The sequence below is a fragment of the Pseudomonas rhizosphaerae genome (genome assembly GCF_000761155.1).
In the GTDB taxonomy this organism is placed as follows: Bacteria; Pseudomonadota; Gammaproteobacteria; order Pseudomonadales; family Pseudomonadaceae; genus Aquipseudomonas; species Aquipseudomonas rhizosphaerae.
In genome coordinates, this window is record NZ_CP009533.1 from 2,323,272 (window position 1) to 2,348,878 (window position 25,607).

Below are 25,607 nucleotides of genomic sequence, written 5' to 3' on the forward strand. Positions count from 1 at the left end.
CAAGGGAGACCGCAGATGAATGAAGATCCGATCGTTATCGTCAGTGCCGTGCGCACACCCATGGGTGGCTTTCAGGGCGACCTGCGCAGCCTGACGGCGCCGCAGCTGGGCGCAGCCGCCATCGCCGCAGCCGTCGAGCGTGCCGGTGTCGAGGCTGGCAGCGTCGACCAGGTGCTGTTCGGCTGCGTGCTGCCAGCCGGGCTGGGCCAAGCCCCGGCGCGGCAGGCGGCACTGGGTGCCGGGCTGCCCTATGCAACCACCTGCACCACCCTGAACAAGATGTGCGGCTCGGGCATGCAAGCCATGCTCATGGGCCATGATGCGCTGCTGGCGGGCAGTGCCCGTGTGGTGGTTGCCGGCGGTATGGAAAGCATGTCCAACGCGCCGTACCTGCTGGACCGCGCCCGCGACGGTTATCGCATGGGCCACGGTCGGGTACTCGACCACATGTTCCTCGATGGTCTGGAAGACGCTTACGAACCCGGCCGGTTGATGGGCACCTTTGCCGAGGACTGCGCCCAGGGGCACGGTTTCAGCCGTCAGACGCAGGACGAATTCGCCCTGGCCTCGCTGAGCCGCGCACGCCAGGCCATCAGCGACGGCAGTTTCACCTCGCAGATCGTGCCGGTGCAGGTCACGCGCAACAAGCAAACGCTAACCATCAGTGACGACGAGCAGCCACCCAAGGCCAATCCGGACAAGATCCCCACGCTGAAACCGGCCTTTCGCGAGGGCGGCACGGTGACGGCGGCCAACTCCAGCTCCATTTCCGATGGGGCTGCCGCCTTGCTGTTGATGCGTCGTAGCGAAGCTCAGGCTCGCGGACTCGCACCGCTGGCGGTCATTCATGGGCACACGGCCTTTGCCGACGCGCCGCACCTGTTCCCCGTAGCGCCCATTGGCGCCATTCGCAAGCTGGTGGAAACCACCGGGTGGGCGTTGCCAGACGTCGACCTGTTCGAGATCAACGAAGCATTCGCCGTGGTCACCCTGGCCGCCATGCAGGCGCTCGACTTGCCGGCGGACAAGGTCAACGTCAACGGCGGTGCCTGCGCCTTGGGCCACCCGATTGGCGCCTCTGGCGCGCGCATCGTGGTGACCTTGCTGGCGGCCCTGCGGCAACGCAACCTGCGCCGTGGCATCGCCGCGATCTGTATCGGCGGCGGCGAAGCGACGGCCATTGCGGTGGAGTGCCTGTATTGAGCGTCTCGATGGCCCGGAGGCTTGCCCGGCGCGAACGGATGGATTAGAACTGACGACCGCAAGGCCGGAGCAACGATTGCCCTGGCCTATCTGGTCCGTTTCGCGCAGAAGCGGTTAGCGAGGATGAGTGAACCTGCCCCGACACCCGCTCGACGCTTCGTCGCTGCGCGATACGATTTCGATCCACCTGGTACGCGAGGCCGTGCGCGACAGCCATGTCGACGTCGGTCCTATCCTTCAAACGGTAGGCATCGACGGTGCGCTGCTGCTCGATGAGCAGGCCCGGGTGCCGGTCAGCAGCTACGCTCGGCTCTGGCGCCAGTTGGCCCGCGCGCTCGACGACGAATTCTTCGGCATGGACGCGCGGCCCTTGCGCCGCGGCAGCTTTGCTTTCCTGTGCCAGGCCTGCATGCATCAGCCCACCGTGGCTGACGCGCTCAAGCGGGCCCTGGAGTTTCTCGGGCTGATGCTCGCCGACTACGACGCACGCCTGGCGACCCAGCAATCGCTGGCGGAGATTGTCATACGCGAGCGCGGCGCCGAGCCCAAGCGGGCGTTTTCCTGTTTCACCTACTGGATGATCGTGCACGGCATCGCCTGCTGGCTGGCGGGTCGGCGCATCCCGATCCTGGCGATGGAGCTGCGCGGACCTGCACCTGCGTACTTAGGCGATTACCAGGTGATGTTCTCGGCCAACCTGCGCTTCGACCGGCCACGCACTCGGCTCATTTTCGCTGCCGAGCACCTGAACATTCCTGTACGACGCAGCGCAACGGAGCTTCGGCGCTTCCTCGCCCGTGCCCCGGCCAACATCCTGGTGCGCTACCGCGATCCGGAGAGCCTCGGCTGGCGCATTCGGCAACACCTGCGCAACCTGCCGGCGGCGCAGTTTCCGCCGATCGAAGCCATGGCAAGCCATTGCGGGGTCTCGGTGGCCACGCTGCGTCGGCGCCTGGCCGAGGAGGGCGCCGGTTACCAGGTGCTCAAGGACAGTGTGCGCCGGGAGCGCGCGGTGCTCTGGCTGGCCGAGCCCCAGGCGACTTTCGAAGACATCGCCGAGCGCTTGGGTTTTGCCGACGCCAGCTCGTTTTACAAGGCGTTTCGCAAATGGACCGGCGCCAGCCCCGGCCACTATCGCAGCCTCATTCTCGACGCAGGCGATTCACAGGGTGCCCGCCAGAATTAACGATGCCCGAAATGCCTAGGTAGCGGCGAATCGCAAGCCCTGAACGGCAGTTGTCAGGGGCCAGCCAGTGAATCTGTCCGATCAAACCTCGAATCGCCGCACAACGCAGGGTGCCGGCCGGCGTTTTGCGCGCCCATAATGAAAACACAACAACAAAGGTGTCCATGCCATGTTCAAGGACCACATCGTCAAGCCCCGCGCAACCGACAGCCCGGCCTTCATGGGTACGGTGGCCGCCGTCACCTTCGCCGTCACCCTGTTCGCCGGCCTGGGCGAGAGCGGCCTGGCGCGGCTGATGGCGCCGATACTGCTGGACCTGCAGGCACCCCTGGCCCGGGACATTGCCGTAGCGGTCACTTTCACCCTGACGCTGGTCCTCAATCTGTTCGTGCTCGGGCGGTTCCCCTTGCGGGCGCAGATCGTCACGGTGTGGTGCGAACTGCTGTTGATGTTCCTGCTGTTCTTCGACACCTTCGATCTGTCTTACTCGTTCATCGCCACCAAGGTCGGCTTCATGATTACCCAAGGGGTATTCACGACCGTGTACGTGTCGGCGATTTCCATCGCCATCGCCTTCGTGCTTGCTCTGCTGGGCGCCACCGCGCGCTTGTCGTCGAACGGTTTCGCCATCGCCATCGCGAGTTTCTACACCTCGTTCTTCCGTGGCGTGCCATTGCTGATCCAGATCTACCTCATCTACCTGGGTATTCCGCAACTGGGCTATGTGGTCGGTGCCGTGCCCGCAGGCATCCTGGCCCTGTCGCTGTGCTACGGCGCGTATATGACGGAGATCTTCCGTGCGGGCATCAGCAGCATTCCGCGCGGGCAATGGGAGGCGTCGCGAGCCATTGGGCTGTCGCCGCTGCAGACCATGATGCGGGTGGTGCTGCCACAGTCCATGCGGCTGATCATTCCGCCCACCGGCAACCAGTTCATCTCCATGCTCAAGGACAGTTCGCTGGTGTCGGTGATCGGCGTCTGGGAGTTGATGTTCCTGGCGCGCACCCAGGGCCGCGCGGAGTTCCGCCACCTGGAAATGCTGATTACCGCAGCGGTGCTGTACTGGGTGCTGTCGATCGTGCTGGAAACGGTCCAGGCACGCCTGGAAAAGCACTTCAATCGCGCCCATCGTTGAACGGCCAGGGAGAGTGACATGAATCATTCGAGGGTTTCCGACGTGGCCAGCCAGCAAGCGGGTGTCCGCGTGCGCAAACTGAACAAGTGGTACGGCGAATTCCATGTGCTCAAGGACATCGACCTGCACATTGCCAGTGGCGAGATCGTGGTCATCTGCGGGCCGTCGGGCTCCGGCAAGTCCACGCTGATCCGCTGCCTGAACCTGCTCGAAGACTTTCAGCAGGGCGAGGTGATCATCGGCGATACGCCGCTGACCCGCAGCGCCGCCTGCGTGGCCGGCATGCGCCGTCAGGTGGGCATGGTCTTTCAGCAGTTCAACCTGTTTCCGCACCTGACCGTGCTTGACAACCTCATGCTCGGGCCGCGTCTGGTCAGCCGCCTCAGCGATGCCGAAGCGCGGGCGCTGGCCCACGAATACCTGGAACGGGTGCGCATCGGTAACCAGGCCGACAAGTATCCAGGGCAGCTGTCCGGTGGCCAGCAGCAACGCGTGGCGATCGCCCGAGCGTTGTGCATGCGCCCGCGGATCATGCTCTTCGATGAACCGACCTCGGCGCTCGACCCGGAGATGGTCAAGGAGGTGCTTGATGTCATGGGCGAGTTGGCCAAGGACGGCATCACCATGCTCTGCGTGACCCATGAAATGGGCTTTGCCCGCCGGGTTGCCGACCGGATCATCTTCATGGACCGGGGCTGCATCGTCGAAGAGGCCAAGCCACAGGACTTCTTCGATCATCCCCAGCACGAACGGGCGCGGGAGTTTCTCTCGCAGATTCTCAGCCGCTGAGCCGGTCGCCCGCTCACCAGTGCCGATTACCGATTCACCCACGCTGCACACGCCACAAGAACGATAACCGCGTATCGCCGCTCTCTGGAGGTTCACCATGACGTCGCTGACCCGCTTGTTCACCGTTGTCGCACTGGCCGGTGTGTTCACGGCCGGGGCCGGGGTTGCCTGGGCAGGCACCACCCTGGACCGCATCACTTCGACCAAGGTCATGAAAGTGGCCACGGCAGCCAACTGGCCACCGCAATCGTTCCTGGGGCCGGACAACGCCCTGCAGGGCTTCGATATCGACGTGGCCACCGAGATCGGCAAGCGGCTGGGCAGCAAGGTGGCGTTCGTCACGCCCGAGTACGGCATCATCACTGCCGGGCACTGGTCGAACCGCTGGGACATCTCAGTAGGCTCCATGACCCCGACCCGCGAGCGCGGCCGGGTTCTGGATTTCCCGGCGGTCTATTACTACACGCCGTATGTATTCGCCGTGCACAAGGCCGCGGCCGGTACCAAGACCGCAGACCTCAATGGCAAGATCATCGGCGTCGAGGCCGGCACCACGTCGGAGGACTACATCAATCGTCGACTGACCATCGATGCGGCCGACGTGCCGTCCTTCACCTATGACGTGGAGCCGGGCGAGGTTAAAACCTACGGCGACAGCATGGGCCCGCTGGATGACCTGCGCATGGGCAACGGTGTGCGTCTGAACGCAACCCTGTCGGCGTTGCCGACCATCACCGCTGCCATCAAGAACGGCTACCCGATCGTCCAGGTCGAGGGTAAGCCGGCCTACTACGAGCCGCTGGCGATCGCCGTGGACAAGGGCGACGACGCCTTCAACGCGGCGCTGACCAAGGTCGTCGGCGAGATGAAAGCCGACGGTACCCTCAAGCAGCTGTCCGAAAAATGGTACGGCGCCGACCTCACCCAGGTGCAGTGACCCCCGGCCCTGCGCGTGCCCCTTGCTCCGGCACGCGCCAGGCACACGCCCGACGAAGGACGATGTCTTCATGTTCAGCTATATCGACAACTATTACACCGCGACCATGCGCGCGGCCCCCGTGCGCCCGCCGCTCACTGGCCAGGTCAGCGTCGACGTGTGCATCGTGGGCGGTGGCCTGGCGGGGCTGAGCACGGCATGGGAGCTGGTGTCGCGGGGCAAGTCCGTGGTGCTGCTGGAGGCGGCGCGGGTCGCCTGGGGGGCGTCGGGTCGCAATGGCGGGTTCGTGTTGCAGGGGTGGTCCGAAGGCCTGTCGGCCATCGAGCAGCGCTGCGGCAAGGACACCGCTGCGGCCCTGTTCAAACTGTCCCTGGAGGGCGTGGACAGTGTGCGCGAGACCATTACCGGGCACCAGTTGCCCGGCTGCGCGCCCAGTCGGGGCAAGCTGAGTGTCAGCCGCTTCGACAACGCCGACAGCCTCAAGCGCTTCAGCGAGCGCATGGACCGCGACTTCGGCTTTACCCTCGACTACCTCGACCGCGCCACCTTGCGCACCCTGCTTAACACCGAGCGTTATCACCAGGGGCTGCGTGATACCCACGGTTTCCATTTCCATCCGCTGAATTACTGCCTGGGCCTGGCCGAGTTGATCGAGCAGAAGGGCGGGGTGATTCACGAGCAGTGCGCCATGCTCGAGGTCGCCAGCCGGGCAGGGCGCTCACAGGTGTCGACCGCCCACGGCAGTGTCGATTGCGCTGACGTGGTGTACTGCTGCGGCGGCTACGGCGGCCCGGAATTCGGCAAGCTGCACCGCGCCTTCCTGCCCATCGCCACCTACGTGGTCCTCACCGAACCGCTGGGCGCGCGTCTGCAGCAGGCGGTGCGCACTTCAGAAGCCGTCGGCGATTCCCGCCGCGCTTCGGACTATTACCGTATCGTCGACGGCGATCGGTTGCTTTGGGGCGGCCACATCACCACCCACAACCTGCAGGACGAACAGCGCCTGGCACAACTGCTCACTGCCGACATCCTCGACGTCTACCCGCAGTTGCAAGGGCTGAAGATCGACAAGGCCTGGTCTGGACTGATGGGCTACGCGCGGCACAAAATGCCCCACATCGGCCCAATCGGCCCGGGGCTGTGGTCCTGCGCTTCCTTCGGAGGGCACGGCATGAACACCGCGCCGGCCGGGGGGAGGGTGATCGCCGAAGCCATCTGCGGCGAATCGGATCGCTACCGCCTGTTCGACCGCTATGGGTTGCAGTGGAACGGTGGTCCGTTCGGTCCGCCGGCGGCGCAATTGGTGTATACCGGGTTGAAGATGATGGACAGGTTCCAGGAACGACACGCCGGCGCAGGGCCGCGCTAACCCCTCCAGACGCAAGGTCGACACGGCATGGACGCACATTCCCCGAGCACATTGTTCAACCTCACCGAGAACGACCGGCAACTGCTGGCGCTGCTGCAAGCCAACGCCCGCGAACCGACTGCTTCGCTGGCGCGCAAGCTGGGCGTGTCGCGTTCCTCGGTGCAGGAACGCATTCAGCGGCTGGAGAAAGCCGGCGTCATCACCGGCTACAGCGTACGCATCGACCACGACCGGATACAGCCGACCATCAACTGCTTCACCATGACCTCGTGCACCAACAAGAGCTACACCGACGTCATGACCACGCTACGCAAGATCGACGCCGTGCAGGCGGTGTACGCGGTGTCCGGGGAGTCGGACTTCATCATCCACCTGGCCACCGGCACGCTGGGTGAACTCAACGCCGAGCTGACCCGGATCAACATGATCAAGGGCGTGGCGCATACGGCCTCGCACATCGTGATGGAAACCAAGTTCAGTCGTCGGTTGAGTGTGTAGGTGGGGAGATGCCCGGTGCGGTGAGTCACCGGGCAGGTTGGATACAGAGGGGGCTAGAGGTTGATCGGATACTGGGTGATGAACCTGACGTCATCCAGATCGCCGCTGAACGAGTTGCGGTAGGTGGCCTGGCGGACGCGGAAAGTCAGGTCTTTGAGCGGGCCGCTTTGTACCGTGTAGGCCGCTTCCAGGTCACGCTCCCATTCGGTCTGGCCGGTGGAACCGTTGGCCAGGGTGATGTTGTCGCCGCGCAGGTAGCGCGCGAATACATTGAGGCCCGGCACACCCAGGCCTGCAAAGTTGAAATCGTAGCGTGCCTGCCACGAGCGTTCATCCTCGCGGGTGAATTCGGCGTACTGCACGTAGTTGGCCAGGTAGTTGGTGTTGCCGCCGTCGGTGTAGAAGACGTAGCCACCCTTGCCGGTGATGGCCTGATAAGCCAGGGTCAGCTTGTGCGCGCCATAGCTGTAGGCCGTCTTGAAGCTGAACGAATTGCTGTCGATGTCACCACCGCGTTCGGCGCCCGTACTCTTCTGGTTATAGAACCTGAAGTCAGCGGAAAACGCCTGCGTGTCGTCGATAGGTTTGACCCAGCTCAACCCGGCGTATTTCTTCTTCCACAAATCCTCCACGTCCGAGGCATACAGCGCACCGGTCAAGGCCGGTGTGAAGTTGTAGGTGGCGCCATAGACATCCGCACGGGTCATGCCGCCCGCGTTGTGACCACTCTGGGCGTAGGTGCTGAGCGAGGTCAGGTGGGCGACATCGATCCGCAGGTTGTCGATTTCGTTGCTGCTCAGGTAGAACCCTTCGGTCGTTTCGGGCAACAAGCGGCTGTCGCCCGTGGAATAGACCGGCAGGTTGAGGGTCATTTCGCCGTACTTGAGGACTGTCTTCGACAGTTTGAGCTTGACCGCTGCGGCAACTCGCGAATAGTCGTCTTCAGCCTTGTCGACTCCTGGCGTGTGCCTGCCGCTGCTGGGCAGCAAGCCCGTACCGATACGGTCCGAGCTGCTGTCGAGCTTCATGCCATAGAGGCCTATGGCGTCTATACCCAGGCCCAGGGTGCCTGGGGTGAAGCCCGAGGTGAAAGTCGCGATGAAGCCTTGAGCCCACTCTTCGCGATAGCTTTGGGTGTTCGGGCCGTTGTTGTGGAAATCACGGTTCAAGTAGAAGTTACGAGCCATGACTTGCGTGCTGCTGTCTTTGAAGAACGGGTTGTCGAGCACATCGTCGGCAAAAGCCGCAGGGGAAATGGCCGCGCACAGTGTCGCACTGCCAAGCATTAAAGCTGACCGCATGGTGTTGACCCTTATCGAGAATAATCAGCAGATGGCGAAGTCTTGAAGCAAGATTATTGTTATGGGGCGTCCATGCCCTGCAGCGGTGAATCAGGTACTTTCGGCCACCTCGCAGATGCTCAGAATGGCCAGGATGTAGACGCGGACCATGTCCAGGTAATCGCGCTTGTGAACACGCTCGTCCGGCATCGTGTTGAACTTGCCGCCCGGCCCGCAGACCACGCCCTGCATACCCAGGCGCTGATAGAAATGCGCGGCATCGGTACCGAAGTACGCCGGTGGGGTGATGATTCCCGTGGGCTGCGGTTCGCCGCGCACCTGTTGGTAGGCCGCATTCACCGCCTTTACGATCGGTGAATCGAGTGCCACTTCGAAGGGCGGCATCAGCGGCTGGTTGTCGCTGTCGTTGATCAGCTTGGCCTGCAGCCCCGGGAACTGTTCGCACAGGCGATCAAGCAAGCCTTGCAGGTCGGCGAGCACCGACTCCACGGTCTGCCCAGGGGTGTAGCGGGCCGAGCCGCGCAGGCGCAGGAAGTCGGCGACCTGCGGCGGACGCCACTCTTCCAGGTCGCGACCCAGGGCACCGTGGACCACACCAATGTGGCCGCGGTTGACCTGTTCGTGCTCAGGCGTGCGGGCACCACTGAAGGTGATGCCGTTGATTTGCGGAATGAGTTGTACCGCCGCAGTGATGACGTCCACTGCTTCTTCACGCTTGGACAGATGACGGGTATCACCGGTCAGCTCGATGACGAACATCAGCGAGCCCACGTGCAAGGTCACCGCCTGCAGGTCGGTAGGCTCGCAGTTGATGAAGTAATCGGCTTTCACGCCCTGTTCGATCGCCGCGATGGTGCCGATCCCGCCTTGCAGCTCGCCGACCACATAGGTCAGGATCACGTCGCCCTTGAGCTTCACCCCGGCGTCTATCAGGGTTTTCAGCGCGCAGAAGTAGGCGGCATCACCGGCCTTCATGTTGGAGACACCGATGCCGTAGATGAACTCGTCATCGACCTTGCCGGCCCACGGGTCCACGGTCCAGCCTTCGGTAACGGGGTTGGTGTCCAGGTGTCCGTTGAACAAAAGACTGTGGCCACCACCGCCTTGGCCCTTGAGCGTGCCGATGGCATTGAGGCGTTCGCCGGGCACGGGCATGAGTTCGCTGTGCAACCCCAGCTCGCTCATCTGCCCGGCCATGTATTCGGCCAAGCGACGTTCCTCGGCCGTGGCGCTGTAGCTCTTGTGCTGCACCATGCGCGCAAGAAAGTCGAGGCAGTAGGCCTCATCGATGCTGTGGATCAGCGCATCAGGCGTCATCGAGTTGCTCCATTTCGGTGAGGGGCTGCGGCACTGCCTGGAGCAGGGCACGGGTGTAGGGATGCCGGGACTGCTCGGCCATGTCCTGCGCGGGCAGGATTTCCAGCAGATCGCCGCGGTACATCACGGCGATGCGATGAGCGATCTGGCGGATCAGGTTCAGGTCATGGGTGATGAACAAATAGGCGGTGCCGTGCTTGCGGCGCAGCTCCAGCAACAGCTCGATCACCGTGGCCTGCACCGACACGTCCAGGGCAGCGGTGATCTCGTCGCAGATCACCAGCTCCGGCCGCGCGGCGAACGCACGGGCAATCGCCACACGTTGCTTCTGACCGCCTGACAGCGCATGGGGATAGCGATCGGCGAAGTCCTCGGGCAGGCGCACCTCGCGCAGCAGTCGGGCGACGGCCTGGCGCTCGGTTTCGCCTGCGGGCAGGCCGTAGAGCCGCAGCGGGCGGGCGAGGATCTGGCCAATGGTCTGGCGTGGGTTGAGCGAGGCATCCGGGTGCTGAAAGATGATCTGCACCTTGCGCCGGTAGTCCCGGCTCATGTCGGCCGGGCCACCGATGTCGACACCGTCGAACCGCACCTGCCCGGTGAATGGGGTAAGACCGGTCAACGCCTTGGCCAGGGTCGACTTGCCCGAACCGGATTCGCCGATGATGCCGAGGATCTCGCCACGCGCCATGTCCAGGTGCATGTCGCGTGCCCCCATGGAGGGCTTGGTCGTGCGCCGCAGCAGGCTGTCGAGCAAGCCAGGGCGACCGTAGCGCACGTTGAGGCCACTGACTTGCAGCAAGGGTTTGCCGTCTGCGACGGGTTCGTCCAACAGGCGCTTGTCGGCCGCCGGCACGGCAGCCACCAGACGTTGCGTATAGGCATCGCTGGGAGCGCTGAAAATTCGCCCACCCGGTGCCTGCTCGACAATGCGGCCCTTGTTCAGCACGCAAACCCGATCGGCCACCCGCGACACCAGCGCCAGGTCGTGTGAAATGTACAGCGAGGCCACCCCGGTTTCCTCGCGCAGACGCCGGAACAGCTGCAGGATCTGCGCAGAGCTGATCACATCCAGTGCGGTAGTCGGCTCGTCGAAGATCAGGCATTGCGGCCGGCAGGCGAACGCTGTGGCGATCAGCACGCGCTGTTTCTCGCCACCGGAAGCTTCGTGGGGAAAGCGCTTCATCATTGCCGCCGGGTCCTTGAGGTCGACGCCGGCGAGCAGTTGCTCACCCAGCGCCCAGGCGTCCCGATAGCTCAGGTCGCGATGGCGGGTCAGCACTTCCACCACCTGTTCGCCCAGGCTCAGGGTCGGGTTGAGCGACGCGCTCGGGTCCTGGAAGATCATCCCCAGGCGTCCGCCGCGCAACTGCTCGACCTGGCGTTGCGGCATCTGCAGCAGGTCTTCACCGTGCAAAATAATGCTGCCGCCCACGTCGTGAGCATTGCTGGCCAGGTAGCGCATGATGGCGAAGCCCAGCGTAGTCTTGCCCGATCCGGATTCGCCGACCAGACCCAGCACCTCGCCGGCGCCGACCTCAAATTCGATGTTCTGCAAGACGTGGAGCGGGCCGCCCGGCAGTTGATAGTCGAGGCTGTAGTCAGCCACTTGCAACACAGCAGTCATTGGCGGTGCCCCTTGGGATTGAGGGCATCGCGCAAGCCATCGCCCAGTAGATTGAAACCAATCGCGATGATGGCGATGGCCAGGCCGGGCATGAGCATCATCCACGGTGCCTGAAAGAAATAACGTCTGGCCTCGGCCACCATCAGGCCCCATTCAGGCTGCGGCGGTTGCGCGCCCAGGCCGAGGAAACTGAGGGTGGCGAACAGCATGATGGCGAACGCGACCCGAATGGTTGCCTCGACGATGATCGGTGCGACGATGTTGGGCAGCATTTCCCGCACCACGATGTAGGCGGTCGATTCGCCGCGTGCGATGGCCGCGTTCACGTAGTCCTGTCGGCGCGCGGCGAGGGCGACACTGCGCGCGATCCGCGCCATGCCAGGGACGAAGGCGATGGTGATCGCCAGCACGGCATTGAAGTCGCTCTTGCCCAGAGTGCTGACGATCAGCAGCGCGAACAGCAGGCTGGGGATCGACATCACCGCGTCCAGCGTGCGCATCAGCGCTTCGTCGATGCGCCCGCCCAGGTAGCCGCTGGCTGTGCCGAGCAGCGCGCCCACCAGCATGGCCATCGCCGTGGCCAGCACCGACAGCGAAATGGTCGCGCGGGCCCCGATGAGCAGGCGGCTAAAGATATCCCGGCCCAGTTGATCGGTGCCCAGCCAATGCATCAGGCTGGGTGCCTTGTACCGGGCCAGGATGGAGATTGCTTCCGGGTCGTAAGGGGCCAGCGCTGGCCCGGCGCAGACCAGCACGATCGCCAGCAGCAGGATCAGGCTGCCCACCAGACCCTGCGGCGAGCTCAGCAGTCGGTAGAAAATATCACGCATATTGAATCCGCCGATCGAGGTAGGCATAGGTCAGGTCAGCGATGAAGTTGACCACGCAATAGGTCGCGGCGAGGATCAGCACACCGCCCTGAATGGCCGGCAGATCGCGGGCCGCGACTGCCACCAGCAGTTCCCGGCCGATGCCTGGAATGTTGAAGATTTCTTCCACCACGACGATGCCGCCCAGCAGATAGCCCACGTCCAGCGCGACGATGGTGATGGTCGGCAGCAGGCCGTTGCGCAGCGCATGACGCAACAGCACACGGCGCCGAGACAGTCCCTTGAGCCGCGCCGCACGGATGTAGTCGGTCTCGAGCACGTCGATCATCTCGGAGCGCACCATCCGCGACACGTGAGCGACCATGATCATCGACACCGTGAGCGTCGGCAGGATCAAGTGCCGCAGGCCCTCGCCGAAGTTTTCCGAAAGCGGCACGTAACCGGTGGCCGGCAGCAACTGCCAGACATCGGCGAACAGCAGCACCAACAGGGTGGCCGTGACGAACTCTGGCAGCGAAACACCGATATAGGAGAACAGGGCAATGATCAGGTCCACCGGTCGCCCGCGCCGTACGGCAGCAAGGATGCCCAGCGGAATGGCCACGGCCAGCATCAGCAGCAGAGAACATCCCGCCAGCAATAAGGAGCGGCCTAGGGCGTCCAACAATGAACCCAGTACCGGTTGGCCGTTGAGCATCGACAGGCCGAGATCGCCTTGCAGCACGGCCATCAGCCAGTGGCCGAATTGCAGCCACGCCGGTTGGTCCAGCCCCAGCTTGGCGCGCAGGGCGGCGAGCGCTTCAGGCGTGGCGTTCTGGCCCAGCAGCGTCACTGCGGCATCGGCCGGCAGCAACTGGGTGATGGCGAACACCAGCAGCGAAACGATCAGCAGGGTATAGACGACCAGAAGCAAACGCTTGGTCAGGTAGGCAGCAGTCACAGGGTTACCCTCGATTCATCCGCGCTTGGGGGCGCCTTCGTCCAACCAGGCCTGATCCAGGCGGAATACGGCTCCGCGAGGGTGCAGCTGGTAGCCCTGAACGTAGTTGCGCTGGGCAGCCAGCACATCGAAGAAGGTCGGAATCAGCGACGGCACTTGTTCATGCATCAGTCGCTGCGCCGTACCGTACAGCGCGGCGCGCTTGACCGGATCGTCGGTGCCGCGTGCAGCGGCCACGGCGGCATCGAACTCGCTGTTGTTCCAACGGGTTTCGTTCCAGGCCGCATCCGAGGTGTACAGCAGGGAAAACACCGCGTCGGCCGAAGGTTGCATGTTGTAGAAACCGACGTAGAAATTGCCTTTCTTCCAGACCTGGTCCAGGTAGGTACTGTTGGCCATGGTCTCGACCTTGATGTTGAACCCGGCTGGCTTGGCCATTTCCCGTACGGCGATGCCCAACTGGGTGCGCGTGGAGGGCTTATCGGAGGCCACCAAGGTGATGTCCAGGCCATCGGGATAGCCGGCGTCGGCCAACAGCTGCCTGGCCTTGGCGATATCGGTCTGACGCAGTTCGATATCGGCGTGGTAGCGGTAGGCAGCATTGAGCGGTGTATCGTTGCCGGGCGTGCCGAAACCTTCTGCCACGAAGTCCACCAGCGCGGCGCGATCGACGCAGAGCGAAAGCGCCTGGCGCACGCGCACATCGTTGAACGGCTTCTGGTCGCAGGCCATGTTGATGTTGAGGAACTGCCCGGAAGGTGCACGCAGGCCGGTCACGCCGCTGGCCTGGCCAAGGCGGCTGAACTCGGTGGCCTGGGCCGAGAGCATAAGGTCGATGTCGCCGGACATCAGCGCTGAGCTTTCCGCAGTCGGGTCGGGATACACGCGGATCTCGACGCGGTCCAGAAATGGACGCTCGGGGTCATGGAACTGTTCGTTGCGAGTGACCACGACCAGCCGCTCGGGCTCGAACGAGGTCAGCTTGAACGGCCCTGTGCCCACGGCTTCGCGCGTCAGGCGGGCCATATCCCCCTGGATGATTGCCGCCGGCACGATCTTGGCGTCCGGGTAGGCCAGGCTGATGGGCAGGTCTGCGTAGGGCATGGTGGTGGTCAGCTTGACGTGCAGCTCGTCGATCGCTTCCACGGACTTGATCGGGCCAATGTTGCGCAGGCCAGGCGATGCGGTCTTGGGATCGAGGATGGTCTGCAGGCTGGCGACGACATCTTTGGCTGTGCAGCGGCTGCCATCATGGAACAGCAGGTTGTCGCGCAGGCTGAAGGTCCACTCGGTGAGCGCTTCGTTGTGGCTCCAGGACGCGGCCAGATCAGGTTCGGCCTGCATATCCTGACTCAGGCGTGTGAGTCCGTTGTAGAGCAGTTCACTGAGCAGGTACTCGGGGTTGACCCGAGCCAGCAGCGGATTGAGCATGCCCACCGCCTGGTCGACACTGATGCGCAGCGTGCCGCCTTTGCGCGCGGCGCTAGCAGCCCACAACGTGCTCGAAAACGGCAACATGGCAGCGCCAGTAACGATGGCCGTGGTTGCAAGAAAGCGGCGACGATTGAGCCGGAAAACTGTAGTCATGGCGATACTTCACTTAGCAAAGAGTTATGGGGCAGCTAGGTAAAAAGTGCCGATGACCGATCTTGATGCCAGTCTTCGGTGGTCGCTTGGGCTTAGCCTGTCGCGGCGGCCCCAGGTACGAAGTCTGCAGCCAGGTAGGCCAGAATCGACTTGGCCAGTGCGACCAGATCTTCGCGGGTGGTGTATTCATCGCTGGCGTGGATGCGACTGTGCGGACGAATCAGGCCGCCCAACAAAATCTCCTGGATACCGGCCTGTTGCACCCAGCCCATGTCGGAACTGCTACTAGAGCCGTAGCACTGAAATTGTTCGGCGGTAAAACCAAAACCCACGCCCAGCGCCGCCTGCCAGCGCGGCCAGTGGGGGCCGGTAGGGTCCGCAACCGGCGCAAGGTGCCCGATCACTTCGGCCTCTACCGCGAGTGCTTCGCTGTCAGCCATGGCAGCGTCAATGCAATGGTGTAGCTCGCCCAGTACCTGATCGTAGGGTTCTTCCGGCGCGTAGCGACGATTGATGATGATTTCGAACTGCGCCGGCACGGTAGAGCCCTTGCTCCCACCATGGGCGGCTGCCAATGTCATGTGCGAGATCAACGGCGCGCCGTTGTAGTGAGGCGGCGCCGGCATCGGCCAGGCACGTCGTTCCACCTGCTGCTTGAGTGCGTGCAGGGCATTGAGCAGGGGCAAGCTCTGCTCGATGGCATTGATGGCATCTACCGGCTCACCGGAGTGCGAAGAGCGGCCCTTGACTGTGATCTTCAGGTCGACACTGCCAAAGCACCCGGCCCAGATCCGCGGCGCGGCGCCGCCGTTGAAACTCAGGATATGACCCTCGACCAGCTGTTGTTCGGCCAGGTAGCGGATACCAGGATAAAAACCGCCTTCTTCATCGGTGCACAGCAGCAGGGAAGGGCAGTAGCGCAGCGGCAGGTTGAAACGTGCTGCTGCACGCAAGGCACTCAAGGTGGCGGCGATGCTGCCTTTCATATCAGCCGTGCCGCGGCCGATCAACTTGCCGTCAGCTTCGGTCAACTGCAGAGGAGGGTGGTTCCAGCCATCACCGGGCGGCACCGTGTCGACATGAAAGTACAGGCTGCACACTTCCTGATCGCCCGGATAGCGGGTAATCAGATTGACACGCTCGCCAAAGGCCTCGCCACTGCGCGTTTGCCAGAGCGCTTCGGGCACGGTGACCCGAGTCGCATGCAAGCCAAGCGGCGCCGTGAGCGTTTCCATCAAGTCTGCAAAGGCACCGTAGCCCGCACCGGGCGGAAAGCTGGTGTCGACGGCGATCATGCGTTGCAGATCATCGATCAGCCCAGCATGATCCGCTTCGATCGAATCGAGTGCCTGCTCCAGCGCTGCATTCGTCATCATTCAGGTCTCACCGTATTTCTATATAGTTTATAGTTAAACACCAACGCACGGCCCGTCAAGGAAAAACGATGACCAACAGCAACGCACCGGCCGCTGCCAGCTTTGCCCGATTGAGCGAACAGGACAGCGCACCTTTATATGAAGTGGTAAAGCGCCGTGTGTCAGAGGCGATCCTGCTGGGGGAGTGGGCCAGTGGTACGGTGATCCCCAGCGAGAACGCGCTGGCTGCAGATTTCGGCGTATCGGTCGGCACCGTGCGCCGCGCCCTGGCCGAGCTGGTGACAGAGGGCATGCTGATGCGCCGCCGCAAGACCGGCACCGTAGTGACCGGCTGGGCGCCGCTGCACAACCTGCGCTATTTCTTCCAGTATTTCCGCTTGCACAACAAGGACGGTGCGCTGCTCAAATCGAGCACCTCCTTGCTCGACTACCAGGCAGGTGAAGCGACAGCGGAGGAGGCCGACAAACTACTGATCGATCCCGCCAGCCCTGTTTATCGCCTGCATCGGTTGCGCACCATCGACGGCGTTGCTGCCATGCACGAGCATTTCACGGTAGTGGCCAGCAAAGTCCCGGACTTTCCCGGGCCGGATGCGTTCCCAGAGTTGCTGTATCGCCATCTGCTCGAGCACTACGGGATACGGGTAGCAGCGGTGCGTGAACAACTCACTGCTGGCCTGGCCACGCAGGAGGACTGTGCGTTGCTCAAGCTAGACGCGCCCCATGCCGTGATGATCATCGATGCCATATCCTTCGACCAGACGGCAACGCCGGTGATGATGACCCACCAAAGGGCGAGCACTGAGCACTTCATGTATGTGAACGAGATTCGGTGAAGGAGGCGTTGAAAGGGCCTGCTAGTGGGGGGGTCCAGCCCATCCTCATCAGTAACTCTACTAAATGCTTATTTAGTAGAGTTATCGTGTTTTCGCCGAAAATTACGGCACATTTGGCGCAGGATTAACGCCCTTGCATTGTAATGCTTGGATTGCTGGCGATGTGCTGCGGAGCCTTCAATACGTGTCGCTTCGCTCAAAGGTGTTGCCGTGGAGCTGCGTATTTCTGGGATACGGGTGTGCAGTAGCTACGCAGTGTCAGTTGAAAGTTTTTAAGCACTTTCGAAATCATGAACCGACTGCATGAGCATGGGTTCATCAGTGATCCTGTCAACAAGAACAAATCGATCTGGGTGACAGATGAGGGACTGGCCCGAGGTCGACAGATAGCCGACCGATTGTTTGTGGTGAAGACTCTAACGGATCAAAAATCAGGATCTGATAGCTGATCACATGCTCTCGTCAGATGTTCGGGTTCACGGATCGACTGCGTTTGCTAGTGTGCGCCATCACGCTCAAGTCATCTAAGGTCGCTGCCGTGATCAGTTCTTGAGGCGTGACCAATTCTTGAATGGTTGGCCAGCAATTCGAGCGCTGGCTGGAAGACATGAACATTGAAGAGGACGGCAGACAGCTTTTACGACTTCGCTGACGTTACCGGCAGCTCGATCGCTTGCGGTGAGATGGAAAACGGTTCAGCAGATGCGTTCGCGAACCGCTCGGGTACAGAGAGCTATGAATGAATGGCAAGGATGATGCTAATGAGCGTGTGGACGCCGGAATGGTGGAAATGGCCTGGTGGCAGGATAACGCTAGCGACCAGGGGCATCCCTGCCATCCAGTGCGGCAATATGGAGTTACGTATAATGTATATTATGTTAAATCATGTACTATGCTAGATATGTCCATCAGTACCTAGCCGCTTTCACCCACCTATAATACTCCTGCCTTCGGCTTCACCGCCTGCGCGCTCAGTCGCAGCCGTGCTGCGAATAATGGCATCCAGCGACTCCACCGATCCGCATCCAGCGGAGATTCTTGGTAGCCGCGCTGTAGATTATCTTCGCGGTGTTCCGCCCGGAGCCGTTGTACACGAAGGTATGAATACCCGTGTTGTGGAGTCTGAACGCTTGCTCACACAGCCTCCAATGCTGCCTCTTCTTCCTGAGCAATGGTTTCTTCTACAGCCAACTGATGTCGCGTCCACTCAGCAGCGACCGCTGGGTTTTCACGAATCTGTTCTTCGATCCGCAGGGTTTCGCGATATTCGAGTGCCTGGGCAACCATCGTCCACTGAGTTTCGACCTTTAGTGATTCAAGCTCTTTGCGAATCGACGGTAGGTCAATCCGGAAAAACTCCTTGCGAGGATTCACTTTGTTGACTTGCTCCCGCAGGAAATGGCGATGCAGCTGCTTTTCCAAGCCTGGTGCATCATCACTGAAAATCATCGCATGTATATCAAACTCGAATGGGACGCTGGCGTCGCCAAGCTCACGAACACGATCTAGTGGTTCGAGACGGCGAGTCATACCAATCTTGAATATCTCCTCTCCGAACGATCCTGTATTGGAGATCACGTACACGTGGCCTGCCCGCGTTTGCTGGGCCATCGACAGAGCGCGTTTGTTTTTCTCTTCAGCAGCTTTCAGTTGGTCTTGGAGCAAAGCTAGGCGTGCTTCAAACTTGGCGCGTTCTGCAGCGTTAGCTGCGGCTACCTGCTCTTGGGCCTTTTCCAAAGCACTACGCAGTGTCGTTTCTTCCTTGGCAGCGTCTTTAATGGCACGTTCATATTCACGACGGGCCTTCTCTTCTTCACGCATTTGTTCGCGTATCTGTCGCTGCTCTTCGCGCTCCTGATCTTTCAAAAGCTTGGCGGTCACTCCCCAACGCAGCTCTTCAAGGCGTGCTTTGAGGTACTCATCATTCACTCGGGCATTTCGGAACGGAGCGCCTAACTGGTTGACCACTGCGGCTGCGTCGAGGATTTCCTGTTCAAGCTTGCCGTGGTTGTCTGATTTGGAGCGAGACAGAATAGAATCAACCTTGCCGTTAAAGGCATCGGCCACAAAGCGAATCGCCGTTTCACGGCGATTCGCTTCGGCGTAATCACAGCTGGCCGCCCTGCCCGTCTTCACCAAAACCTTGGTGAGTTCGCGGGCTTCTTTGAGCTTCTGCCCAGCCTCAACGAATCCGAACTCCTCAGCTAGGTCGTCCAGGAGGTGGTAGGTAGGGACAATGTAGGCATCACCATAGCCTTCGATGATGTTCTTCATGGCCTTAGCAGCATTGGCATATTGCTTTGCTTTACCCATAGCCTCCATAGCATCGCCGGCGATTTCCTGAGCACGCTCGTTCGCCGTCGCTACAATTTTGTCGGCGTCAGCGATAGCTTTAGCCAAGCGAGTCTCGGCCTGATCGACTCGGGACTGGGCAAGCTGAAGCAGGCGGCTACGCTCAAAGCTAGCTTCAGCTGAAAGCCGTGCGGCCTCTGCCTCAACATCAACGATATCTTTGAAGCGTTCAAGCTCCCGGGTTCGTAGCTGAAGCTGTTTCCGAAGTTCGCTGACCTCGTCCTCAGTTTTGTCGAGGTCGTTTTTCCTGGCATTAAGCTCAAGAGTCAGTTGAGCTACCTTGCCATTGGCCTTGGTGCTTCTAATCAAAAGCACGACCGCGGCTATGCCTGCAATGAGGGCAATGAGGGCAATGAGTTCCATGTGAGATCGTCCCTTCTATAGGAACAAGTGTTCCTACAGCACTACGTTGGTTGAGGGTATGGGTGATTCAAAGGAGGGCCGACAAATAACTTATTGAACGCCTCGTGATCATTATCGCGCTCAGGCAGCTTATTAGGGCTGAACACCTTTGATTTTCCCAAGTTTTATTTGGTAGCCCTAACCAGGCTACGTAACGGTTTCAGTCTCAACCGTTTGAGCGATCTGGCCTTTTGCATCTTTGGTGACCGGGATGCTTTTGCTATAGGCAGTTTGTACACAACCAGAGATGGCTGTGATGGACAGCAGGACAAGTCGAGCGCTGAATTTCATCTTGGATTCCGTTTCCAAAGTTAAGTGGCTCAGCATACAAGCGAGCATGGCCAATCGCCAGATCGCTCGTAGCGGCTGGCAATTATTGGTGCGATACGATCAGCGAAGGGTATCAGGAAATCACTCCTTCACAAGCCTCCAAACGTAACAACCCTCCATTCGCTGCGGCATCCGTCATCACCACCACGCGAATGTATGGCGGTGATGACCAGCTCAGATTTGAGTGCCTCAGCTAGCTAGCTACTCTGGCCGATGCTTGGTGCGGTCCCCAATGCGCCTCTGACAAACGCCTTAATGTAGTGGTCAACCAACCCCGGACACTGCGTTAAGTTTTTCCTCGCCACCTGCAGGCGCCAAGCCTAGGTTGAAATAATGCGGCCGGCCCCAATTTTTGCCGCTCCACCAAGTCAGGCTGTTCGAACAAACCCCGGAATCCCCAACCCCAAACTCTCCCGCAACGTCGTCCCCTCGTAAGCCGTACGGTATACCCCGCGCTCTTGCAGCAACGGAACAACCTCCTGAGTGAACCGCTTGAACTGCGAGGGATGCCCAATGTAAATATTAAACCCATCCACCGCCCGCGTCTCGAACCAGTCCGCCATCTTTCGAGCGACCGTTTCCGCTGATCCCACGAATGCACCCGGCCGCAACTGCCGGCCGAATTCCACGGCCTGGCGCAGCGTGAATCCTTTTTCTTGTGCTTGATTGGCGATCCGCTTGGCGGCCGTGAAGAAGCTGCTGCGCGCGGCTTCGAGGCTTTCCTGGGGGAAAGGTGCGTCAAGATCGTATTGGCTGAAGTCGTGCCAGCCGAAGTTGCGACCGAACTCCTTGAGTGCGAGCTCGAAACTGTGATCGACCTCATGATAGTGCCGCTCGATTTCACGCGCGTGCTCGTCGGTGTCCCCTACATGGATCTCGGCACCTGGCATGACCAATAGCTGCTCGGGATCTCGCCCAAGGCGTGCCGCCCTCCCCTTGATATCGCGGTAGAACGTCTGGCCCTGCTCGATGCTGGCCGCGTGGGTGAACACGACATCGGCGGTGGCGGCGCCCAGTTCTCGGCCCTGCTCGGAATCGCCTGCCTGGAATATGACGGGCTGCCCCTGCGGGGAGCGCTGGATGTTCAACGGGCCGACCACGGAAAAATGTTCACCCGTATGGTTTAGCGCATGCAGCTTGCTCGCATCGAGAAACTGTCCAGTCTGCCGATCCCGTACGAAGGCATCTTCCTCGTAGGAATTCCACAGGCCCTGGACGACCTGCACATGCTCTGCAGCTCGGCCGTATCGGGTGTCGTAGTCGAAATGCTCGTCGCGACTGTAGTTTCCTGCGGTCCCTGCGTCGCCACTGGTGACCACGTTCCACCCTGCCCGCCCTTTGCTGATCAGGTCGAGCGACGCGAGTCGGCGCGCGACATTGTAAGGTGAGTTGTAGGAGGTGGTGAGCGTGCCCACCAACCCCAGATGTCGGGTGGTGACCGCGAGCGCGGATAGCAGCGTCAGCGGTTCCAGACGGTTGAGATAGTGTGAGGGGGAGCCTGGCGTGATGAACTGGCTGTCGACGATGAACATCAGGTCAAACAGCGCGGCCTCTGCTTGCTGCGCGATGTCGATGTACCAGTCGACGTTCACACTTGCATCAGCCGGCAACTCGGGGTCGAGCCAGAGGTTATGCCGCCCTGGGCCGCCGCAGCCCATTGTCAGGGCACCGAGTTTGAGCTTTCGTGACGTCATGTTGATCGTGTTCCTTGCGAGTAGGTAAAAGCCTTGAGTGCTGTCAGCCGATTCAGGGTTGAGCTTTTGCCACAGCGGGCTGGAGCGACGCTGCGAAGGAATCGTCGAACAGACTCGCCGCAGGGTAGGCCTTGACCAGACCCAGGCTGGCGAAGAAGTCCACGGTCTTCTGGGCCTGGATGGGGGCTTGTGGGCTCAGCGGCTCGACGGTGGTTCGCGCACGGGCGAACCAGGCTCGTGAGATGTCGGCGTCCGCGCGGGTACGCTTTGCCCAGGCGTCGGCATAGGCGTCCGTGTTGGCAGGGCTCTGCAGAGTCCAGTCGCGAGCCTTCTTCAATCGCTGCAAGAAATCGCTGATCAGTGCACGCTTGGGATCAATGGCTTTGGAATTGGCGGCGATGAAGCTTTGCGCAGGAATTAGCCCGTCTGCCGTTGCCAGGACCCGGGCGCCCTGCCTTTCCTGTTGGGTAACGTAAGGTTCCCAAGTGGCGATTACGTCCACTGAGCCACCCTCCAAGGCATGGGAGGCATCCAGGGCACTGAGATAGCGCAGGTCAAGCGAGTCTCTGGGAACGCCCGCCTTGTCCAGCGCAGTGAATAACAATTGCTGACTCCACGATCCTTTCCAGACCGCAGCGCGCTTGCCTTTGAGATCTTCGATGCTGCGTATCGGTGAGTTTTTGCTTACCAGAATGGCAACGCCATCCAGGCTCTGGCGACCTACTGCAATGACCTTGATCGGGGCGCCCAGGGCGCCGAGAAAAAGAGCGGGCGCGTCACCGAGCAAGCCGATATCCAGACTGCCGACGTTCAGGGCCTCCGCAACGGGCGACCCTGCAGTGAATTGTTTCCACTCGAGGGTGTAAGGCAGGTCATTCAGCACGCCTGCCGCTTCCATGACGGCCTGTGCGTTATAGCTCTGGTCTCCCACCACCAGCGTCTGCGCGCTCGCCGAGAGGCAGAGCAAGGAAGTGGCCACGCCGATCGCCAGTTTTTTCAGGTAACGCACGGTTGTCTCCAAAGCCCATTCAGGGCAGTGAGGACCGATCCGCGCGTGCGGTCTCGGGGAAATTTAGGTGTAGTCGGCAGCGAAGCCGTCAGTGCTTCGAAAGGAGAATTCCTGTGGACGCTGCGACAAGATAGAGACGCGCGGGCAAGCCGTGAAATACCCAATGCGCATAATCCTATTACCAAAGATGCGCCATGAGCATTTCTTGACTAGGCGTTTCGCTATGCATTGGTCTTGTAAATGACGGAATGCAGAACCGCGCCACTGAGGCTGCAACTTAGCCATAGTTCTCATTTAAACCTTCGAAAATAACAGCGCCAGAATTACGTCAAATGGATAAACCTGTAAAGATTGCAACTGATATTCGCCATTCTGTTGACGTGAGAGCTTGAGTCCGTTACAAGTCGGTTCGTTTTGCAATACTCCAGCATTCTCCCATTTTCGGACTGCATGCCCCGCTCCCCTGCTTTGAGTTCAGCTGCTGACACATGGATGCTACAACCATCGACGAAAGGACTATCGAATGGATGCCACCACGGTCATCTTGCTTGTTTACTGCGTTTCCCTTTTTATTGTGAGCCTGCTGTTCTCTCGCCTGCCAGTGCTCACTGCCTCCACCGCGGCCCGTTCTTCACCACTTGATGCCTTGCGTGGCATCTTGGCGACGGCGGTTATCTGCCATCACTTCGTAGTCACTTATTTCTGGAAAACAACGGGTAGCTGGATCCCTCCTGAGAGTGCCGTGCTCAACAATCTCGGTGCTGTACCGGTATCGCTGTTCTTCATGATTACCGGTTTTCTGTTTTTCGGAAAAATATATCAGCGTCAGCCAGATTTTCTGGATATCTTCAAATCGCGAGTGCTGCGAATCATGCCGCTCTACGTGTTCGTGCTGATATTCGTGGTTCTATTGAGCCTGTTCGAAACGGGCTTTGCCATCATCACCCTGAAGGAACTGGGTAAGGAAGTTTTCAAGTGGCTGGTGTTTTCCGGCGGCTCGTTCAACGGTTTCATTCATAGCAACATCATGACCGCAGGGGTCCACTGGACATTGCGCTACGAGTGGCTGTTCTATCTGACGCTACCGATCATCGCCGCGCTGGTGAACAAGGTCTGGTACGGCCAGTATTCGCTGGCCTCGCTGTTGGTGTTCGTTGTCATCGGTGTCGGGATGATGTTCGGCGTCGTCAAACCCGCCTTGCTGCTGCTTTTCGTTGCCGGTTTCATTCCGGTACTCATCAAGCGTCATTTCCCCCAAGGCATCGCTTACCTGGCTCACCCGCTGGTCTCAGTTGCTGCCGTGTTGTTGATGGCCTATGCGATGACGCTGGAAGCCTATTCGGTACTTCAGATCGCCACGTTGGCCGTGCCTTTCCTGATCCTGGCGCTAGGCAACGATGTGTTCGGCCTACTGGCCAGCCGGGGCTTGAAATCCCTGGGCGAGGTGAGCTACAGCTTGTACCTGACCCATGGCGCGGTGCTGTACATCGCGTTTTCAACACTGCATTTGTATTCGTTCGAAAACACCGAGCTGACGGATTTTGTCGTCTACTTGCCTGCGATATTGCTTACCGTAGCGGTGGTGTCCTACTTCACATTCAACGGGGTGGAAAAACCGTTCATCAAAGTGCGCAAACCGAGTATTCAGCAGACCGCAGAATTTAGCCGATTGCAGCCAGCGCCGGAACGTTAGTTGCGATCCTCATGCCAATCGTCAAGCCCTGGCCGATGGTGTCCGTGCTTTTACAACCGGGATAGCCCAGGAAAGCGCGCTTCAAGCTAGCGCTAGGCTGTAGGCGCGTTCACTCGATGAGCACACGCCACGCTCATCCGCTACAGCGCGCCTCGACCCACCCCATTACCCACCCGAACAATGTCAGCCATCACGGCCAGGGCAATTTCCGCCGGGGTTTTGCTGCCCAGCCGCAAGCCCACGGGCGCGCTGATCCGCCCAATCGTCTCATCATCCAGTCCGCCGATGCGGCGCACGCGTTCCAGGCGTTTCTCGCTGGTGCGCTGCGATCCCATGGCGCCGATGTAGAACGCCGGCGTTCTCACCGCCTCAAGTAGAGTCAGGTCGTCCAGGCGAGGATCATGGGTCAGCGCGACGACGGCGGTACTGGCGTGGCAACCGCCATTGGCGATGAAAGTCGCCGGTAGTTGCTCGATGACCTTGACTCCTTCAAGGTTAAAGCCAGCAAGCAACTCGGGGCGAGGGTCACAGATGATCACTTCATAACCCAGAGACACGGCAAAGCTTGCGCAGAACTCTGCGACGGGCGAGAGCCCCGCTATCAATAGCCGCCGCGCTGCGCCGATGCGAATCATGATTTGTCGATCGGACACATGGACCGTCGAATCCTGTGTAGAGCAGACGTCGAGTGTCCGGTTAAGGGTGTCCAGAGAAACCGTGCGGATGATCCGCTGCTGGCCTTGGAGCGCCTGCAACATCAGGGAAAAATGTTCGAGTGCCTCACAGCCAGGGACGAACTGCTCAACCAAGACGTCCAGGACGCCACCGCAGGGCAGTTTCAAAGACGGCGCCAAGCCCCCTTCCCCATAGCGAACGACCTGGTTGTCAGGCCCGAATTCGTTACGGCCAAGACGTTCCAGGAAATCATCTTCCACGCACCCGCCGGACAGCGATCCGCAGAAACGCCCATCTGCCAAGGCAACCAGCATCGCACCGGGCCCGCGTGGCGCGGAGCCATAGGTCGACAGAACGGTACACAGGCACACGGATTGTCCCTGCTCAAGCCATTGCTGCGCTTGCTGGACGACTTGGAGGTCGAGACTGTTCATGGGGGTTACGGTCCGCTGGGTTGGCAACATCCCCTGGCGAATGGGGCGTAATTACCCGGTTTAGTATGACGGCTGGTCGCCTCGCAGAAT

General features: G+C 60.7%; 21 protein-coding genes. 10 read left to right on the top strand and 11 right to left on the bottom strand.

Annotation, left to right across the window (positions count from 1 at the left end; genetic code table 11):
- The first annotated feature begins 15 nt into the window (after positions 1 to 15).
- The 7 genes from LT40_RS10390 (at position 16) to LT40_RS10420 (ending at position 7,117) form a co-directional block, all read left to right on the top strand.
- A complete protein-coding gene (locus LT40_RS10390; protein ID WP_043189687.1) occupies positions 16 to 1,203 on the top strand; it encodes an acetyl-CoA C-acyltransferase in 1,188 nt (395 codons plus the stop codon).
- Between the two features lie 127 nt (positions 1,204 to 1,330).
- Positions 1,331 to 2,389: an AraC family transcriptional regulator gene (locus LT40_RS10395; protein ID WP_237749302.1), complete on the top strand. Its 1,059-nt coding sequence runs from the start codon at positions 1,331 to 1,333 to the stop codon at positions 2,387 to 2,389.
- Positions 2,390 to 2,558: 169 nt separating this feature from the next.
- Complete coding sequence (locus tag LT40_RS10400; protein ID WP_043189688.1) at positions 2,559 to 3,524, top strand: amino acid ABC transporter permease; 966 nt, start codon at positions 2,559 to 2,561, stop codon at positions 3,522 to 3,524.
- Positions 3,525 to 3,542: 18 nt separating this feature from the next.
- A complete protein-coding gene (locus LT40_RS10405; RefSeq protein WP_052393385.1) occupies positions 3,543 to 4,313 on the top strand; it encodes an amino acid ABC transporter ATP-binding protein in 771 nt (256 codons plus the stop codon).
- Positions 4,314 to 4,410: 97 nt separating this feature from the next.
- A complete protein-coding gene (locus tag LT40_RS10410; RefSeq protein WP_043189691.1) occupies positions 4,411 to 5,250 on the top strand; it encodes a transporter substrate-binding domain-containing protein in 840 nt (279 codons plus the stop codon).
- A gap of 70 nt (positions 5,251 to 5,320) precedes the next feature.
- Complete coding sequence (locus LT40_RS10415; protein WP_043189692.1) at positions 5,321 to 6,619, top strand: NAD(P)/FAD-dependent oxidoreductase; 1,299 nt, start codon at positions 5,321 to 5,323, stop codon at positions 6,617 to 6,619.
- A gap of 27 nt (positions 6,620 to 6,646) precedes the next feature.
- Positions 6,647 to 7,117 carry an Lrp/AsnC family transcriptional regulator gene (locus LT40_RS10420; protein WP_043189695.1) on the top strand — a complete coding sequence of 157 codons (471 nt, stop codon included), beginning with the start codon at positions 6,647 to 6,649 and terminating at the stop codon, positions 7,115 to 7,117.
- Between the two features lie 53 nt (positions 7,118 to 7,170).
- On the opposite strand, the gene LT40_RS10425 is transcribed toward LT40_RS10420, so the two are convergent.
- From LT40_RS10425 to LT40_RS10455, 7 genes are all read right to left on the bottom strand, one after another.
- Positions 7,171 to 8,418 (bottom strand): OprD family porin, encoded by a 1,248-nt coding sequence (locus LT40_RS10425; protein ID WP_043189697.1) that lies wholly within the window; start codon positions 8,416 to 8,418, stop codon positions 7,171 to 7,173.
- 90 nt (positions 8,419 to 8,508) lie between these two features.
- Positions 8,509 to 9,735, bottom strand: coding sequence for a M20 family metallopeptidase (locus LT40_RS10430; protein ID WP_043189700.1), 1,227 nt, complete (start codon positions 9,733 to 9,735; stop codon positions 8,509 to 8,511).
- Positions 9,725 to 11,359 (bottom strand): dipeptide ABC transporter ATP-binding protein, encoded by a 1,635-nt coding sequence (locus LT40_RS10435; RefSeq protein ID WP_043189702.1) that lies wholly within the window; start codon positions 11,357 to 11,359, stop codon positions 9,725 to 9,727. Before LT40_RS10435 ends, LT40_RS10430 begins: the two co-directional genes overlap by 11 nt.
- Positions 11,356 to 12,189, bottom strand: coding sequence for an ABC transporter permease (locus tag LT40_RS10440; protein WP_043189705.1), 834 nt, complete (start codon positions 12,187 to 12,189; stop codon positions 11,356 to 11,358). Before LT40_RS10440 ends, LT40_RS10435 begins: the two co-directional genes overlap by 4 nt.
- A complete protein-coding gene (locus tag LT40_RS10445; protein WP_043189708.1) occupies positions 12,182 to 13,129 on the bottom strand; it encodes an ABC transporter permease in 948 nt (315 codons plus the stop codon). The genes LT40_RS10440 and LT40_RS10445 overlap by 8 nt, the downstream gene beginning before the upstream one ends.
- Positions 13,130 to 13,144: 15 nt before the next feature.
- The gene (locus LT40_RS10450; protein WP_043189710.1) at positions 13,145 to 14,716 is read right to left on the bottom strand and encodes an ABC transporter substrate-binding protein; all 1,572 of its coding nucleotides are present in this window, start codon (positions 14,714 to 14,716) and stop codon (positions 13,145 to 13,147) included.
- Positions 14,717 to 14,808: 92 nt separating this feature from the next.
- Positions 14,809 to 16,092, bottom strand: coding sequence for a M20 family metallopeptidase (locus LT40_RS10455; RefSeq protein ID WP_043189712.1), 1,284 nt, complete (start codon positions 16,090 to 16,092; stop codon positions 14,809 to 14,811).
- Between the two features lie 68 nt (positions 16,093 to 16,160).
- On the opposite strand from LT40_RS10455, the gene LT40_RS10460 reads away from it, so the two are divergent.
- Positions 16,161 to 16,928 carry a GntR family transcriptional regulator gene (locus tag LT40_RS10460; RefSeq protein ID WP_043189714.1) on the top strand — a complete coding sequence of 256 codons (768 nt, stop codon included), beginning with the start codon at positions 16,161 to 16,163 and terminating at the stop codon, positions 16,926 to 16,928.
- Between the two features lie 290 nt (positions 16,929 to 17,218).
- Positions 17,219 to 17,377 carry a DUF6429 family protein gene (locus LT40_RS22040; protein WP_420329680.1) on the top strand — a complete coding sequence of 53 codons (159 nt, stop codon included), beginning with the start codon at positions 17,219 to 17,221 and terminating at the stop codon, positions 17,375 to 17,377.
- A 685-nt stretch (positions 17,378 to 18,062) separates the two neighbouring features.
- Here the strand turns inward: LT40_RS22040 and LT40_RS10465 are convergent.
- The 3 genes from LT40_RS10465 to LT40_RS10480 form a co-directional block, all read right to left on the bottom strand.
- Positions 18,063 to 19,643: an SNIPE associated domain-containing protein gene (locus tag LT40_RS10465; RefSeq protein WP_084139782.1), complete on the bottom strand. Its 1,581-nt coding sequence runs from the start codon at positions 19,641 to 19,643 to the stop codon at positions 18,063 to 18,065.
- 737 nt (positions 19,644 to 20,380) lie between these two features.
- Entirely contained in the window at positions 20,381 to 21,706 is a 1,326-nt protein-coding gene (locus LT40_RS10475; protein WP_043189716.1) for an LLM class flavin-dependent oxidoreductase, read from the bottom strand.
- 52 nt (positions 21,707 to 21,758) lie between these two features.
- Entirely contained in the window at positions 21,759 to 22,715 is a 957-nt protein-coding gene (locus tag LT40_RS10480) for an ABC transporter substrate-binding protein (RefSeq protein WP_043189718.1), read from the bottom strand.
- A 523-nt stretch (positions 22,716 to 23,238) separates the two neighbouring features.
- Here LT40_RS10480 and LT40_RS10485 point away from each other — a divergent pair.
- Complete coding sequence (locus LT40_RS10485; RefSeq protein WP_052393388.1) at positions 23,239 to 24,408, top strand: acyltransferase family protein; 1,170 nt, start codon at positions 23,239 to 23,241, stop codon at positions 24,406 to 24,408.
- Between the two features lie 140 nt (positions 24,409 to 24,548).
- Here LT40_RS10485 and LT40_RS10490 read toward each other — a convergent pair whose 3' ends face one another.
- Positions 24,549 to 25,517 (bottom strand): XdhC family protein, encoded by a 969-nt coding sequence (locus LT40_RS10490; protein WP_043189720.1) that lies wholly within the window; start codon positions 25,515 to 25,517, stop codon positions 24,549 to 24,551.
- Between the last annotated feature and the right edge of the window lie 90 nt (positions 25,518 to 25,607).